The organism is Chryseobacterium antibioticum, assembly GCF_012927325.1.
GTDB classification, from domain to species: domain Bacteria; phylum Bacteroidota; class Bacteroidia; order Flavobacteriales; family Weeksellaceae; genus Chryseobacterium; species Chryseobacterium antibioticum.
Genome location: NZ_JABBGI010000028.1, coordinates 25,804 through 41,922 on the forward strand (window position 1 = coordinate 25,804; position 16,119 = coordinate 41,922).

Consider the following 16,119-nt stretch of genomic DNA (forward strand, 5'->3'; position numbering starts at 1 on the left):
TTTTCATTAATAGTTGCGTTTTGTGTATTGTCATTAAGTGGATTGATTCTGAGCTGTAAAATTAGTGATTTTATGCACATAAATTATCATAGTGAGAGATATTTGATCTGAATTTTATCCAATGAAACAATAGAAATTGATGAAAATTTTTCCAGGAAAATTTTATAAACGATGAAATTTTAGAAAAATTCAAAAAGCTCAGATATAGAACGACTGACTGATTCTCTTATTTAAGTTCGGAATTTCCACAGAACCCTCACATCATCAAACAAAAAAACCTCCCCAAAAAGAGGGAGGTGAATAAAAATTGACTATATATTGAATTAAAAACTCAATCGCTATTTGTTGTCTTCAAGCCATTTCAGCCTGCGCTGGTCGGGAAGGTGTTTTACTGTAAACCCTTCAAAAACTGCAGTGAAGCCGTTTCCGTCCGGACATGCGGCCATTAAGCCAACCATTACAGGAGTATTGTCCTGCAGATAAGCATTGCGCATCATTGTATAGTGGGTATCATCAAAAGAATAAAATACTTCCACAGCATCAAGTCTTCTTATTGCTTTTATCCAGACTGTAGAAGGTACTTTGTCTAATGTAATAACACTCCAGTCACTTGTTCCGTGGGTTACCACAGTACTCAGGTTGTATTTCCCGTCTACGAATTCAATGCCTGCCTTTATGTAATTCTTTTCGTCTGTTCTCAACATAAGGCCCATTTGGTCAAATCTGGCTTTGTAATTTCCGGTGATCTTCACTTTTGCCTCGAATTCCCCACCGTAAGTTGTATAATAAAAAGGAGCATCATCTACTGTGAATCCATAATGGGAAATTCTCCAGTAGTCGCTCTGGGGAGTAACAAACATCAATAAACTATTATTTTTAATTTCCCATTTCTCCGGTTCATTGAACCAGTTCATCTTTTCCAATGTCTGTGAAAACGTTTTTTGAACCAGGAAAATAACACAAAAACTTAAAACCAATCTCTTCATTTCTCTTTAGCTGAACGTAAATTATTACTTTAGCAAAAATATTACTAAACCTATATTCTGCCAATACTGATAAATAACCATTTATGGAGATCATAGAAAAACTGAACAACCGGCTTCTCGGTAAAACGGCCGGAAAATGCCAGCTCGACATAGAGATATATAAGCAGAGGGCATTGATGTATGCACAGATGGAAGGTGCCGTATCGGTCCTAAGTGATATGCAGGCTGATAAAAGCTATGTGTACAAACCAAAGAGTGCGTTGGAATTGGGCTTGAATATGGAAGAAAATCCAGCAGAAATCAACTCGATCTGGGAAGAGGAGATCATCAAAAAAATACATCCGGATGACAGACTCAAAAAATACATCCATGAATTGAGATTTTATGAACTGATGGACTCTCTGAATTCAGAACTTCGGTCAGACTATTGTGTGCTTTCAACAATCAGGATGAAAGATAAAGACAATAATTACAAAATGGTAAAACACCGGATGTTTTATATGTACTCTCCCAATAACGGGAAACTGAGATTGGCACTTTGTCTTTATCAGATCGCACTGGATAAGACGCAACCTCTTGTTTCCAATTTTATGATCATTAATACTGTGAAGGGGCAAGTGGTCGTAAAAGACAAGCTGGATTATCAAAACATACTGTCCCGAAGAGAATTGGAAGTATTGAAATACATAGGCGAAGGCTATGCCAGCAAACAGATCGCAGAATTTCTTTCGATAAGTATCAATACCGTAAGCCGGCATCGCCAGAACATCCTTGAAAAACTAAATGTGAAAAACTCTGTACAGGCATTTAAAGACGGGTTTTATTAATAATAGGATAATCGTAAATACCCGAAAAGTTCACCGCGTTTCTTTTATTCTTATCTTTAATTTTACAGATTAAAATTTTACTTTAAATTGATGATTAGGAAATGAAAAGAAGTGAAGAGATTACCATGCAGTATTTTGCTTTTCTCGAAAAACATATTCAGGAGGTGATTTCCGGAGCAGTTCCCGAATTTATGGAGCTCAACGAAATTGCCGGCAAGCTTGCCGTTTCACATAAACACCTTACGGACACTGTGAAAAAAGAAAGAGGACAGCACCCCTGTTACTTTTATGATGAGAAAATTATTAATGAAGCAAAGGCTGTCATTAAAGATTCAGATCAGTCCATTGCAGAAATTGCAAGAGTCTTTACCTACGATCCTTCTAACTTTTCTAAGTTCTTTAAAAAAATGACAGGGACTACACCGGGAGAATTCAGGAAGAAGAGTAAATTAAAATGATAAAAATTCCATTAAAGTTAGAAGTCGAAAATTGAAAAAAATATAGAAGGATAAGTCCCTTTTTTGACTTCAGAATTTGGCAGAATTTTTATAGCTGTTTATTAAAGAAAAAAAATAATATTTTAGAAATGAGGCAATTGTGAAAACATTTGTCTTTTTTTTGTGATTTATTTAGATATATTGATTTATGCTTGCCTTTTTTTTGTTAAATTTATGTCAATAAAAACCTAACTAACTGTTAAAACTGATAAATAAATGTATCCATAAAGTAAAGTAATATGATTATCAGATCATAACGTAAAAGTCCTATATGATGTATAATATTTAATATAATAGATAGATTTTACAAGCTTTAAATAACCATATATTTGTTTCTTCAAACAACTAACATTAACAACTAACAACATTAAGGATGAGTATCGATTTTACAACAGCAACTTTTAAAGATTTTGAGAATATTCCCGATTATGATATTCTTCAAAGAGCAGAAATCTTTAGCGATTTTCTGGATTACATGAAATCTAATGGGCGTTTGCACTACAGATTGAGAAATACTTCCGGAACCAACGCAACATTAAATGTAGAAATAGCCAACCAAAGCAGAGAATATGTAAGTTTCGTGTCCAGTGATTATTTAGGATTTACCCAGCACCCGAAAGTAAAGCAGGCTGCGATAGAAGGAATAGAAAAATACGGAACAGGTACCGGAGCCACACCTCTTATCGGAGGATATTTTGATTATCATGACAGATTAGAAAAAAGAATTGCAGATTTTTTTGGAAGAGACGGTGACGAAGCAGTGGTTTTTACCACCGGATATACTGCAAACAGTGCCATGTTACAATGCCTTATGAAAGCGGAAGATCTGGCTATTTTAGACATGGCAGTTCATGCCAGTGTACATGAAGGATGTGCATATACCAATAAAAAAACGTTTCAACACAATAATTTGGAACATTTGGAACACATTTTGAAGACATCAGAGAATCAGTACCGTACAAAACTCGTTGTAATCGATGGAGTGTATTCCCAAGATGGTGATATTTCGCATACCAGAGAGATCTATGACCTTGTTAAAAAGTATAACGCTTTTCTAATGGTAGATGATGTTCATGGTATAGGGGTGTTGGGAGAAACAGGAAGAGGAACTTTAGAACAGACAGATTTGCTTAGTAAAGTGGACATTATGACAGGAACTTTCAGTAAAACTTTTGGTAACCTAGGAGGATACGTTATTGCAGATAAAAAAATAGCCACTTTCCTTAAATTCCAATCCCGCCAGCAAATCTTTTCAGCTACAGCGCCGCCTTCTTCAGCAGGAGTTATTAAAGCTATAGACTTAATAGATGAAGAACCTGTTTGGAGAGAAAAGCTTTGGAGCAATATCAACTATCTTAAAAAAGGACTTGATGATCTGGGACTTGATACAGGAACTACCTGTTCAGCCATTGTTCCCGTAAAGATTGGGGATCCCCATATTACAGGCGATGTAGGAAGGCTATTGATGGAGCAAGGGATTTATACAAACCCTATCATATATCCTGCTGTATCAAGAAAAGATGCACGAATCAGGATGAGTGTAACGGCCCGACATGAGAAGGAACATTTGGATAAAACTTTAAATATATTTGAAGATATCAATACAAAATTGCATATTGCAAAAAAATAATAAATTATGCCCAGAAAAGTAGTGCAAGGTCCCATCAGGGACAAAGAAAAAACCAAACAGAAACTGCTGGCAGCAGTTGGTAAAATCCTTAGAGTAAAAGGTTATTCTGGATTAAAGGTGAGTAAAATTGCTGCTGTAGCAGGTTTTGACAAAAAACTGATCTATGAGTATTTCGGCAGTACAGATAAACTTATTGATGAATATATCAGATCTCAGGATTATTGGAGCAAAATAAGCCAGGACAGTGTAGATGTAGATTTGTCAGACGGTGGAAAAGAGCTTTGTAAGAAAGCGGTGCTTGCCCAATTCGAAAGTTTTAGGAAAAATAAGGAATTACAGAAAATTATCCTTTGGGAACTTTCTGAAAGTAAACCGATTCTTAAAAAATTAAACGAGCAGAGAGAAGAGGCCGGAGAAGTTTTGTTTGAAAACATCATCGATCCTTATTTCGGAGATCAGGCAATTAGAACAAGAGCTATCATGGCATTACTTGTTTCAGGAGCTTACTACCTAAACCTTTACACAGGATACAATGCCAACAAATTCTGCGGTGTGGATCTGAAAAGTGATGAAGGAAGAAAAGCTATTGAGGACGCTATCGCTGAATTAATTGATCTGTCTTACGTAAAAAAATAATGATTAAGAGTTTTCCAATTTTACCGAAAATAAATTTTTGTTGATAATTTGAAAACTTTTAATTTTCAAATTAAAACTATATTTCTTATTTTTGACCAATGGAAAATTTTATCGTATCTGCAAGAAAATATCGCCCACAGCAGTTTGACACTGTAGTAGGGCAATCTCATATTACGGATACGTTAGAACACGCTATTGGAGAAAATCAACTGGCTCAGGCCTTACTTTTCTGCGGTCCCAGGGGTGTAGGCAAAACTACATGCGCCAGAATTTTGGCCAGGAAAATCAATGAAAAGGATGGTTCTGTTTCAGAAGACGGCTTCGCCTACAACATCTATGAACTGGATGCGGCGTCCAACAATTCCGTGGATGATATCAGGGAACTGATTGATCAAGTCCGCTTTGCGCCTCAGGTAGGTAAATATAAAGTTTATATTATCGATGAGGTGCACATGCTGTCTTCTGCCGCCTTCAATGCTTTTCTTAAAACACTTGAAGAACCACCGGCACATGCTATTTTTATTTTGGCGACTACAGAGAAGCATAAAATAATTCCTACCATTTTATCGCGCTGCCAGATCTATGACTTCAAGAGAATTACCATAGAAGATATTCAGGGACATTTAAAAAACATCGCTCAGAAGGAGAATATCCAGTATGAAGACGATGCTCTCTATTTAATTGCCCAGAAAGCCGATGGTGCTTTAAGAGATGCACTTTCCATTTTCGACAGACTTTCTACTTTCTCCCAGAAAAATATCACGCTGGCCAAAGCCGCCGAAGTTCTCAATATTCTGGATTATGACCAGTATCTCAATATAGTGGACCTGGCCAAAGAGAATAAAATTCCCGAAGTCCTTTTTGCCTTTAATGATATTGTAAAAAAAGGTTTCGATCCCCATATCTTTATTGCAGGATTAGGAAATCATTTCAGAGATCTGATGATGGCCCAGAATGCCAGAACAATAGAACTCATTGAAGTCGGGGAGAGGACAAAAGTGAAATTCGTAGAGCAAAGCCAGAAATGGAATGCCCAGCAACTCATCGACGGCGTTGAAATCTGCAACCATGCGGATATTAATTATAAGAATTCCAAGAATCCAAGACTTACAGTAGAAATTGCATTGATGCAGCTGTCTTCCCTGACAGCTAATTTAGGCGATACTAAAAAAAAAAGTTCTTAATACTGGCCCCGTTTCTCAGTGAGAAACAGGAAGTGAGGATTATTCCCGAAAAAGCTCCCGAGAAAAAAGAAGTAAAAGTAGAAAAACCTGTCCAGCCTGAGGTTGTACAGGAAACTGCTGTAAAAACTACGAAACCATTGTCAAGACAGGGGATTTCTTCAGGCTTTAGCATCAATTCTTTCCTGAATAAAGAAGAGAAAGAGGTTAAAGAAGAAACCGTAGCTGTAAGAACAGAAAGCCTTCCTAAAAACCATTTTACAGAAACAGATCTGCAGATGGAATGGAACCTTATGTTGAAGCAGCTTCAGACCAGAAGCAGTTTTATCTTTAATGCCGTAAAAGCATTTAAACTGATAAAGTCCGGGGAAAATACCATTAAAGTTTTATATCCTTCAGATTCTGCCAAAGTGGAATTTGATAAAATAGCCGGAGAATTCTTTAATCATTTTAAAACAAAGGTTCATAACCATGCCATTGAAGTAGACTACCAGCGGGACTTCGATAGTCTCAAGATAGAGGTCGTGACCAAAAGAAAAATATTTGAAAAATTCATTGAAAAAAATCCAATTTTAAAAGACCTTGACGATCTGATGAAGTTTGATTTGACATAAGTTTTTGTATTTATGGCAATTTTTTTTTGTCAGAATGAGTTTTTTTATATCTTTGTCAAATAATTTTGTGAAAAATAACTTTTTGACAAAAACAAATTAGATTTAAAAAGCTAAATAAACAGAAGTTTCAGAACTCAAGTGGAAAAATTATTACTCCCATATCTGTCTCATTTTGCACCCGCTAATTATTTTAGCGGTTATTTTAGTTTTTCTGCTTTCTATTATAGAAATTTCAGAACGTATTATCGATTTTATTGGTACTGCTAACTGAATTTCTTTCCAAAAAATACAGGAGAATTAAAGTCCTTTTATTTTCCTGATTCCTTTAAACCATTTTTGAACGACATTTTTTGAAAAGAATTATAAAGTAAATTTTATAATGAAAGGACTATTGCTGTTAATTTGAAAAATAAAAAAAACAATAAATTTTAAAAGTATGAATTTAATCGATGTAAAGAACGAGTGGATCAATGAGCTTTCGCAGCCATTAATGATCGCGGGACCATGTAGTGCGGAAAGTGAAGCTCAGATGCTTGAAACCGCTAAAAGAATAAGAGAAACCAATGCTAACGTCTCTATTTTCCGTGCAGGAATCTGGAAACCGCGTACAAAACCGAACGGTTTTGAAGGAGTAGGGGTAATAGGTCTGAACTGGCTGAAAAAAGTAAAAGAAGAATACGGATTCAAGACCGCTACGGAAGTAGCAAACGCTCACCATGTATTCGCTGCTCTGGAAGCAGATGTAGATGTTCTTTGGATCGGAGCACGTTCTACAGTAAACCCATTTACCGTTCAGGAAATTGCTATGGCTTTAAGAGGAACTGATAAACCGGTATTCGTGAAAAATCCTGTAAACCCGGATCTTGCTTTATGGATTGGTGCTTTGGAAAGGCTTTTAGGACAGGATATTAAAAACTTGGGAGTGATTCACAGAGGATTTTCAACATACCAGAAAACAAAATACAGAAACAACCCGAACTGGCAGATTGCCCTTGATTTCAAAAGCCAGTTTCCCAATATTCCAATGCTGATCGACCCTTCCCATATCTGTGGAAACAGAACAGGTCTTGCAGACATTACACAGGAAGCCCTTAACGTTGGATACCAGGGAGCTATCATTGAAACGCACTGTAACCCTGATGAAGCGTGGAGCGATGCCTCACAGCAGATCACCCCTGAAGTATTGGCAGAACTGATCGGAAACTTAAAAGTAAGAAATTCCGGTCTGGCAGGTTTTGATAATGAAATGGGAAGACACAGAACTCTGATCTCTGATCTTGACTTCCAGCTGATTGAACTTCTTTCCCAAAGAATGAAGATCTCTGAAAAGATCGGTAAACTTAAAAAAGAGAATGACATTGCGATCTTCCAGCCTGAAAGATGGAAAGTAATCACCGAATACGCAAATCAGAAAGCAAAGGAAACAGGAATGTCTCATGAATTTATTGAGAAAGTATTCAAAGCGATTCACGAAGAATCTATTGAAGTACAGAACAGTATTATGATCGATAGACAATAAGTGATCAATAATAAGTAACAGGGCTTGGGAAATAGGGGAAGAGTTTACTCTGATACCGAAATCCTAAGCCCTAATTGCTTATCTTTGCAGTCAATTATCATATGAAAGGAAAAATCATTAAATCTACAGGCAGCTGGTATCAGGTCATGGAATTCGGAACAGATAAAGTTTTCGAAGCCAGAATCCGTGGCAAATTCAAACTCATCAAAACAAGACTTACTAATCCGCTTGCTGTAGGAGATTTTGTGGAATTTCAGTTAGAACAGGATGACGTGGCGTGGATCACCAAAATTGAAACACGTACGAATTACCTGATCAGAAAATCCGTAAACCTTTCAAAAGAAGCCCATATTATTGCTTCCAATATAAACCTGGCCTGCTTTATTTTTACCCTGAAGCATCCGGAAACTTCACTTGGATTTCTGGACAGATTTCTGGCCTGCTGCGAAGCGTATAATATTACACCATTGATTTTATTCAATAAAATTGATGTTCTGAACGAAGAAGAAATAGAGTTGGTAAAGGATATAGAATTTCTTTATCAGGAAATAGGCTATGACAGTTTGGAAATTTCATCCTATTCCAAATTGAATTTCGATCAGCTTCAGGAACTTCTCAAAGGTAAAACTTCTGTATTTTTCGGACATTCAGGATGTGGAAAATCTACATTGGTGAATGCATTGCAGCCTGGGTTAAATTTAAAAACTTCTGAAATTTCAGATTCTCACCTGAAAGGAAAACATACCACAACCTTTGCTCAGATGCACTTCTGGGATTTTGGCGGAAATGTTATTGATACTCCGGGTGTACGTGAATTCGCCATGATAGACATTGAAAAAGAAGAAGTACAGCATTATTTTCCAGAGATTTTCAGGAAAAGGAAGGAGTGTAAATTTCATAACTGCCTTCATATTAATGAACCAAAATGTGCCGTTCTTGATGCTCTTGAAACCGGAGAGATCCAGTATTCACGCTATGCAAACTATACAAAATTGATGGAAGAGGCTGAAGAAGCTTCCAAACAATAAGAATATTTCCTACTTGCAATCAGATTTCTGCATTTCCCTTGGATTATATATTCAATTGGAAGTATTCCGTGACTTTAAAGGACAGGAAAGATAGATTCTTTATTCCCGCTTATATTCATAGAGTAGAAGAATAAGAAATTCACTGGCTCAAATCAGTCAAGTATTATTTGCACCCATGATTTCCAGGCAGAGTTAAAATGAATACTTTGTGTAAATCTAAAATAGAAATCCTGCTATTTCTATGCATCTACAGACTCCAACATTTGCAATTATTCCTGAAAAAAAATTAAAACGACGGTTTCCCCGGGCTAAAAACATTTCCATTTTTACAATAACTCCACTTTTTGAATCTAATATTTCGACAGAAATGACAATTTTTGGTATTTTAAATTTTGTTCAAAAACAAACACAGAAAAAATATCAGAAAATTAATTTTACCTCATTGATTGAAATAGAAGCAATAATGTATTAATATGATTTTAATGGGTTTTAAAAATTATTGAATCTTCAATAAAATAGTTGAATTTTTACAAATAAAAAACCCAGCCGAAGCTGGGTAAAAACTAATAACCATGAAAACTCAAATTAAACATGAGAATCGTAATAGAATTAACAACTTTTGTGCCAAAGTTTTTTTTGAGTTTCTTAATAAAAGTTATTTTTATGTTAAAAAAAATTAAAATAAAAATCAAAGATATTTTTTGTAATTTTGCGGCATTAAAAAAAATATACATTTATGTCTAACATTACATTCACTATGATTAAGCCTGATGCAGTAGCAGACGGACATATCGGTGCTATATTAGGTAAGATCGCAGAAGGAGGTTTTAAGATCAAAGCTTTAAAATTAACTCAGCTTACAGTTGCTGATGCTAAAAAATTCTATGAAGTACACGCTGAAAGACCATTTTATGGGGAGTTGGTAGAATTCATGAGTTCAGGTCCTATCGTAGCTGCTGTTTTAGAAAAAGACAATGCAGTTGAAGACTTCAGAACATTGATCGGTTCTACAAACCCTGCAGATGCAGCAGAGGGTACCATCAGAAAAATGTTTGCCAGAAGCATCGGAGAAAATGCAGTTCATGGTTCAGATTCTGACGAGAACGCTCTTATCGAAGCTCAATTCCATTTTTCAGGAAGGGAGATTTTCTAAGGAAATACTCTTAAAAATATAAATCTAGAGAAAAATTCTCTGGATTTTTTTGTGCCAAAATGTCTTGAAATATGAGCCTATAAATTGTTTTCTATAGCTCCAACCTTCTCCCTGTGCAGTTCTACAGGTTTGTCCAGCAATACGGCAATGACTGTCATATATTTGTCAAGCCTTTCCTTAGGGATGTCGATATAGATAATTCCCGGGGTGTCACTCCAATACAGTTTATTGTAAATTTCATGACTAATAATAGATCCTTCACCCACAATTCTGACTCTTGCAATTCCATTTTTTATTCCTTTCAGAGCAATAGGACCTGTAGGAGTTCCTTCAACGAACAGGTAGATGGTCTGTCTGTCTTTTGACAGTGCACTCATTCCCGGATAATGTCCTTCCGGAAGTCCTTTTCCTGTTTCGTATAAAGCTTCCGCGTGCTTACTGATCCATTGCAAAGTTTCTGGATTGGTTTTAGCAGTCTTGGGAATTTTCATTTCCTGTCCGTCACTGGTGAGCCCTGACCCATTCAGTAGATTATTTCCGCTATGAAGCAGATCTGCCATGTTATAAGCTGCCATCTTTACGCTTTTGTTTTCCAGTACCTCAGTGAGGGTATGGGAATACTTTTTAAAATTTTTCAGTAGAACAGGAGAATCCTTGAAGGTAAGCTCTACTGTTGTAACATCCTGATCAAATGCTATCTTAGATAAGTCAATGGTCATGGTACCCTCATTTGTAAAGCTGAAATTGACTTTAGCATGATCGTTACCAACAATTTTCACAGCATCTGGTTGAGTGGCCAAACCATACACTTTCACAAAATCTTTGGCTTCTTCAAGATAAAGGAATATAGATTTTTGGGTTCTGGAAACAGAAGATTTTCCTTTAAAGTTTTCAAACGGAAGCCCACGGGTAGTTCCATAGATGGCTTCTTTATTTTTTGAAGTCCATCTTCCCAGGTTTTTTAAAATTTCAACCTGTTTTTCAGGGATGGTGCCATCCGGTTTTGGTCCGATGTCAAGAAGTAAATTTCCTCCCATGCTAATCACATCTGCCAAAGTTCTGACAACCATATTCGGAGTTTTATAATGATGATCATTGGGCTGATATCCCCACGAATCATTCATCGTATAGCAGAGTTCCCAATATTGGCTTTGCGGGCTTACGACAGGAATTCCCTGTTCTGGAGTATCATAGTCTCCGTGGTAGGTAAGCCTGGAATTGATAATAATGTCAGGATTGTATTTCTTTAAAATCTCCAAGGTCTGCGGAGCTTTCCATTCCCCGGAAGAATGTTCCCAGTCACCGTCAAACCATAGAAGATCAGGATGGTATTGTAAGGAGAGTTCCTTTAATTGTGTCTGATAATAATCGGTAAACTGCTCCCAGCGTTTCGGATCATTTTTGATTTCGTATCGCTTTTTTGTTCGTGTATTGATATCATAATAGAGGTGGCTCCAGTCAGGAAGAGAAAAATAAAGCCCTGTTTTGAGCCCTGACTTTTTAAGGCTCGTCACAAAAGGCGTTAAAACGTCTTTTTTAGCTAAAGAATGAGTGGGTATGGTCACTGTTTTTTCAGCTTTTGAGTTCCAGAGTGCGACACCATCATGATGTTTGGTGGTAATGACAGCATATTGAGCACCGGTTTTTTTGATCAAATCGGTCCATTCGTCCGGTCGGTATTGTGAAGCTGAAAAGCCATTCAGCTGTTTCATGTAATTTTCGTGGTTGATGTAATTATTGAAGAACGACCATGATTCAGAGATTCCGTCTACAGAGTAGATTCCCCAATGGATAAAAATACCAAGTTTGGCGTTTTTAAACCATTCCATTTTTTGAGTATCTGATGAAGTGGTCTGAGCGTTAATACCATGTAATGTTGCTATTAATCCTAAGAAAACGGCTTTGATCAACCTGTTTTTCATGTTCCTTTATAATTTAACGTTAAATATAAATAAAGAAGATCAAATTTCCGGATAATAACAATGAATCTCTGCTTCAATAATAAAATACGAAAGCCGAACTTTAAATTTTGAAATGTTCTATGATAATTTGTTGTATTTTTAACAAAATCATGAATGGAATACTTATTGTAAGTTTCATTAAAAAAAAGAATATGAAAATTCCAGCATTAGTAATGGCCAGTTTAATGGCTATAAGCGTATCAGGGCAGACTTCAAAACCTGTAAAAAAGGCAAAAAAGTCAGTAACTAAAGTCAAAAAAGCCGATTCTCCCAAGTCTGTAAAAACAGCAGAGACAAAATTTGTCCCTAAGAGAGATACCATTCTAAGAAGTGGTGGCAACTGTCCGGCTTGTGGAATGGGATAACCTATGAGCAGGCCGCTGTTAGGATTGTCAATGATGCCGGAAGCAGATTTTGTTTCCGCGATACTCCCTATCCTGCAGAATAATTCTGTGGATGTATTGGAATGGTCCTTTGACACATTTTATGATGCAGACGAACCGGAATGGCTTTCGGGCCTTCTTGATTTTTATGCGGAAAATAACAGACTCCTCGGTCACGGAGTTTACTATTCACTCTTTGATGCCAGATGGACCGACAGGCAGGACGTCTGGCTTAAGAAATTAAAAGAAGAACTGCGACATAGAAAATACAATCATATCACTGAGCACTTCGGATTTATGAATACCGAAAATTTCCACCAGGGTGTTCCGTTGCCGGTTCCCATGCATTCCAGGATTCTTCAGATTGGGAAAGATAGACTTAGAAGGCTCCAGGATGTGGTGGATATTCCGGTTGGTGTGGAGAATCTTGCCTTTTCGTTTTCTATCAATGATGTGAAAGAGCAGGGGGAGTTTCTTGATAAACTCGTTGAGGATATTGACGGTTTTCTTATCCTGGATCTCCACAATATTTACTGCCAGTCCTGTAATTTTGAAGTAGACATGCAGGAGATTATAAAGCTTTATCCACTGGAAAAAGTAAAAGAAATACATCTCTCCGGAGGGAGCTGGCAGGAAAGTGCTTACGGAAAGAAACCCGTCAGAAGAGATACCCACGATGACCGCATTCCCGATAAAATAGTAGAGATATTACCTAAAGTTTTGTCTCAATGCCCCAACCTGGAGTATGTCATTATCGAAAGGCTTGGGCATACATTAAATGTGGAGTCTGAAAAGCAGGTTTTTTTTGCTGATTTTAATCGGGTTAAAGAAATGATTGAAATGTCAGATGATCTTCCCGGAGATAGGAAAGTCTGGAACAAAAAGAAAGGGGAGTACTCAAAACCTGTTGAAGATCTGATGCTCTATCATGAACAGACAAAGTTGACAAAGCTGCTGTTTGATGGGGAAGGTGTAGGATCTGTTAAAAATCAGAAGTTTCATTATTTCAAACCGGAAAACTGGGATGAAGAAATGATCATGACCGCACAGCAAATCATCAAAAAATGGAATCCTTACTAGGATTTTTTTTTGCTTTATATCACAAATCAAAATATATGAAAATGACAACGGTATTTTTACTAATTACTGCCGTTCTTACGGCTTTGATCGCTGGGCTTTTCTATGCCTACTCATGTTCTGTAGTGCTCGGATTGGGAAAACTTTCTGACACGGAATATCTGAAATCTATGCAGAGCATTAACCGCGAAATCCTTAATCCGGTATTTTTTATGAGTTTTATGGGAACTGCTGTGTTGCTTCCCGTGACGACCTTTCTGTTTCGCGGTGAACAACCTGTTTTTATCTTTCTTCTGCTGGCTTCTGCTGCTTATTTGATCGGTGTATTTGGGGTGACGGTTGCAGGAAATGTCCCTTTGAATGATATGCTTGACAAGTTTGATATCAGCAGCTCGACAGCAGAGGCGGTTAAGCAGATGCGCGAAAGCTTTGAGATCCGGTGGGATCTTTTGAATACGATCAGGACGGTATTTTCAGTCATAAGTATTATTTTGGTGGTTTGTGCCTGTATTTGGCGCAAAGAGCTGCCCTAATGATGTCCGTGATTAAGTAGAAATACTTAATGGAGATTCAGTGTTTCTACGGATGCGCGGTATGTGTTTTTATTTGCAATTTTACGTCAGCAATAACCCAAGGAATCTTAAGCATTAAGTCTTACAACAAAAAACTAATAACCACATAAGCTCAAATTCCGCAAGAAGAAAGGCAGCCCTCAAGAGCTGCCTTTTTCGTATTTTAAAGTTGAATTTTTTAGATCTTTAAAAGCTCTATCGTTCTTTCCGGGCTTTCTGCAGAGAATACTGCATTTCCTGCGACTAGAACGTCTGCTCCTGCTTCAAAAAGTTTGGACGCATTTTCAAGATTTACCCCACCGTCAATTTCGATCAGTGCAGTTGAATTATTGCTCAAAATAAGATCCTTGGTCTCCGCAATCTTTTTGTAGGTGTTCTCAATGAACTTCTGTCCTCCAAATCCTGGATTAACACTCATTAAAAGAACAAGATCTACATCAGCAATGATGTCTTCCAGCATGAGTACCGGAGTAGAAGGATTCAGAACAACGCCTGCTTTTACACCTCTGCTCTGAATATGGTGAATTGTTCTGTGAAGATGGGTACATGCTTCATAATGTATAGAGATCAGATCTGCACCGTGATTGATGAACTCATCCACATACTTATCCGGTTCCACGATCATCAAATGAACGTCTACAAACTTTTTAGCATGCTGCTGAACGGTCTTCATCACAGGAAAACCAAATGAAATGTTGGGTACAAATCTTCCGTCCATCACATCGATGTGGAACCAGTCTGCCTGGGAGTTGTTCAGCATTTCAATGTCTCTTTGCAGATTCCCGAAGTCTGCGGATAAAAGGGAAGGAGCAATAAGCTTCGTTTTCATTTTTACTTTTATATTAGATATTTAGAGTCAGGAATCAAGAGCCAAGATGGGAACTGTCGGATTAATTTATCTTCTGTTTGCAAAAGTCTTGAATCTTGTGTCTTGCATCTTGTTTCTCTTAATGATACTTTAGTTTCATCTCCGGTTTAATCTTCAGAAGCGTTTCGTAGATCAATTTGATCACGTTGCCTACGTCTTCTTTAGATACCATTTCTACCGTTGTATGCATGTAGCGCAAAGGTAGGGAAATTAGCGCACTTGGTACTCCGCCATTGGAATGGGCAAAAGCATCAGTATCTGTTCCTGTAGCTCTGCTTGCGGCAGCTCTCTGGAAAGGGATTTTCTTAGTTTTTGCCGTATCAATGATGAGTTCCCTGATGGTATGATGGATGCTTGGAGCAAAGAAAACCACAGGTCCGTCACCGCACTTCTGGTCGCCTTCTTTTTTCTTCTCGATCATTGGGGTGGTTGTGTCGTGGGTAACGTCTGTTACGATAGCGATATTAGGTTGAATGGTATCAGCAATCATATCGGCACCATATAATCCAACTTCTTCCTGTACTGAATTTGTGATGTACAGCCCAAAAGGGATCGATTTTTTGTTCTCCTTTAAAAGTCTTGCCACTTCCGCAATCATAAAACCTCCGATTCTGTTATCCAGTGCTCTGCAGACAAAATACCGGTCGTTCATTTCAAAGAATTCGTCAGGGTAGGTGATCATGCATCCTACATAAATTCCCATTTCTTCTACTTCTTTTTTAGAAATAGCTCCACAGTCGATAAAGATGTTTTCAATTTTCGGAACAGGCTCGTTCTGATTGGTTCTGGTATGAATGGCGGGCCATCCGAATACCCCTTTTACAATTCCGTTTTCACCATGGATGTGAACAACTTTGGATGGAGCGATGGTCTGATCCGAGCCTCCGTTTCTGATTACATAGATCAACCCGTCATCTGTAATGTAATTCACGTACCATGAGATTTCATCAGCATGTGCTTCAATCACTACTTTAAATTCGGCCTCGGGATTGATTATCCCATAGCATGTTCCATAATGATCCACTTCTATGGTGTCTACATACGGTCTGATGTAGTCCATCCAGATTTCCTGGCCTTTGTGTTCGTAACCTGTTGGAGAAGAGGTGTTTAAATATTTTTCTAAAAATTTTAAAGATTTCTTTTCAAATTTCATAAAAAGGAATGATTTTTGCGTTTAATTTTTGTTA

16 protein-coding genes are annotated in these 16,119 nt (G+C 37.3%); 12 read left to right on the forward strand and 4 right to left on the reverse strand.

Annotated features, from left to right (window positions below):
- Positions 1 to 338: 338 nt before the first annotated feature.
- On the reverse strand, positions 339 to 986 hold the full coding sequence (locus tag HHL23_RS18195; RefSeq protein WP_169236200.1) for a DUF1349 domain-containing protein: 648 nt from the start codon (positions 984 to 986) through the stop codon (positions 339 to 341).
- An 83-nt stretch (positions 987 to 1,069) separates the two neighbouring features.
- Here HHL23_RS18195 and HHL23_RS18200 point away from each other — a divergent pair, with 83 nt between their 5' ends.
- The 9 genes from HHL23_RS18200 (at position 1,070) to HHL23_RS18240 (ending at position 10,071) form a co-directional block, all read left to right on the forward strand.
- Positions 1,070 to 1,813, forward strand: a complete 744-nt coding sequence (locus tag HHL23_RS18200; RefSeq protein ID WP_169236201.1) for a response regulator transcription factor — start codon at positions 1,070 to 1,072, stop codon at positions 1,811 to 1,813.
- A gap of 101 nt (positions 1,814 to 1,914) precedes the next feature.
- Positions 1,915 to 2,271, forward strand: coding sequence for a helix-turn-helix domain-containing protein (locus HHL23_RS18205; RefSeq protein WP_169236202.1), 357 nt, complete (start codon positions 1,915 to 1,917; stop codon positions 2,269 to 2,271).
- A gap of 412 nt (positions 2,272 to 2,683) precedes the next feature.
- The gene (locus HHL23_RS18210) at positions 2,684 to 3,940 is read left to right on the forward strand and encodes an aminotransferase class I/II-fold pyridoxal phosphate-dependent enzyme (RefSeq protein ID WP_169236203.1); all 1,257 of its coding nucleotides are present in this window, start codon (positions 2,684 to 2,686) and stop codon (positions 3,938 to 3,940) included.
- Positions 3,941 to 3,946: 6 nt separating this feature from the next.
- A complete protein-coding gene (locus tag HHL23_RS18215; protein WP_169236204.1) occupies positions 3,947 to 4,576 on the forward strand; it encodes a TetR/AcrR family transcriptional regulator in 630 nt (209 codons plus the stop codon).
- Between the two features lie 98 nt (positions 4,577 to 4,674).
- Entirely contained in the window at positions 4,675 to 5,760 is a 1,086-nt protein-coding gene (gene dnaX, locus HHL23_RS18220; protein ID WP_169236205.1) for a DNA polymerase III subunit gamma/tau, read from the forward strand.
- A 32-nt stretch (positions 5,761 to 5,792) separates the two neighbouring features.
- Complete coding sequence (locus HHL23_RS22600; RefSeq protein WP_228464834.1) at positions 5,793 to 6,371, forward strand: hypothetical protein; 579 nt, start codon at positions 5,793 to 5,795, stop codon at positions 6,369 to 6,371.
- A gap of 436 nt (positions 6,372 to 6,807) precedes the next feature.
- A complete protein-coding gene (locus HHL23_RS18230; protein ID WP_169236206.1) occupies positions 6,808 to 7,890 on the forward strand; it encodes a chorismate mutase in 1,083 nt (360 codons plus the stop codon).
- A 101-nt stretch (positions 7,891 to 7,991) separates the two neighbouring features.
- The gene (gene rsgA, locus HHL23_RS18235; protein WP_169236207.1) at positions 7,992 to 8,918 is read left to right on the forward strand and encodes a ribosome small subunit-dependent GTPase A; all 927 of its coding nucleotides are present in this window, start codon (positions 7,992 to 7,994) and stop codon (positions 8,916 to 8,918) included.
- 736 nt (positions 8,919 to 9,654) lie between these two features.
- A complete protein-coding gene (locus tag HHL23_RS18240) occupies positions 9,655 to 10,071 on the forward strand; it encodes a nucleoside-diphosphate kinase (RefSeq protein ID WP_034707297.1) in 417 nt (138 codons plus the stop codon).
- A 77-nt stretch (positions 10,072 to 10,148) separates the two neighbouring features.
- On the opposite strand, the gene HHL23_RS18245 is transcribed toward HHL23_RS18240, so the two are convergent.
- A complete protein-coding gene (locus HHL23_RS18245; RefSeq protein WP_169236208.1) occupies positions 10,149 to 11,993 on the reverse strand; it encodes an alpha-L-fucosidase in 1,845 nt (614 codons plus the stop codon).
- Positions 11,994 to 12,184: 191 nt separating this feature from the next.
- Between HHL23_RS18245 and chrA the strand changes: the two genes are divergently transcribed.
- The 3 genes from chrA to chrI are packed head-to-tail and all read left to right on the forward strand — an operon-like array spanning position 12,185 to position 14,025.
- Entirely contained in the window at positions 12,185 to 12,397 is a 213-nt protein-coding gene (gene chrA, locus HHL23_RS18250) for an MNIO class RiPP chryseobasin precursor ChrA (RefSeq protein WP_169236209.1), read from the forward strand.
- 3 nt (positions 12,398 to 12,400) lie between these two features.
- On the forward strand, positions 12,401 to 13,495 hold the full coding sequence (gene chrH, locus HHL23_RS18255) for an MNIO family chryseobactin maturase (protein ID WP_169236210.1): 1,095 nt from the start codon (positions 12,401 to 12,403) through the stop codon (positions 13,493 to 13,495).
- A gap of 41 nt (positions 13,496 to 13,536) precedes the next feature.
- Entirely contained in the window at positions 13,537 to 14,025 is a 489-nt protein-coding gene (chrI, locus tag HHL23_RS18260) for a chryseobasin maturation helper ChrI (RefSeq protein ID WP_169236211.1), read from the forward strand.
- Positions 14,026 to 14,242: 217 nt separating this feature from the next.
- Here chrI and rpe read toward each other — a convergent pair whose 3' ends face one another.
- Both rpe and chrP read right to left on the reverse strand, forming a co-directional pair.
- On the reverse strand, positions 14,243 to 14,893 hold the full coding sequence (rpe, locus tag HHL23_RS18265) for a ribulose-phosphate 3-epimerase (RefSeq protein ID WP_169236212.1): 651 nt from the start codon (positions 14,891 to 14,893) through the stop codon (positions 14,243 to 14,245).
- Between the two features lie 118 nt (positions 14,894 to 15,011).
- Positions 15,012 to 16,085, reverse strand: coding sequence for a chryseobasin maturation metalloprotease ChrP (gene chrP / locus HHL23_RS18270; RefSeq protein WP_169236213.1), 1,074 nt, complete (start codon positions 16,083 to 16,085; stop codon positions 15,012 to 15,014).
- Between the last annotated feature and the right edge of the window lie 34 nt (positions 16,086 to 16,119).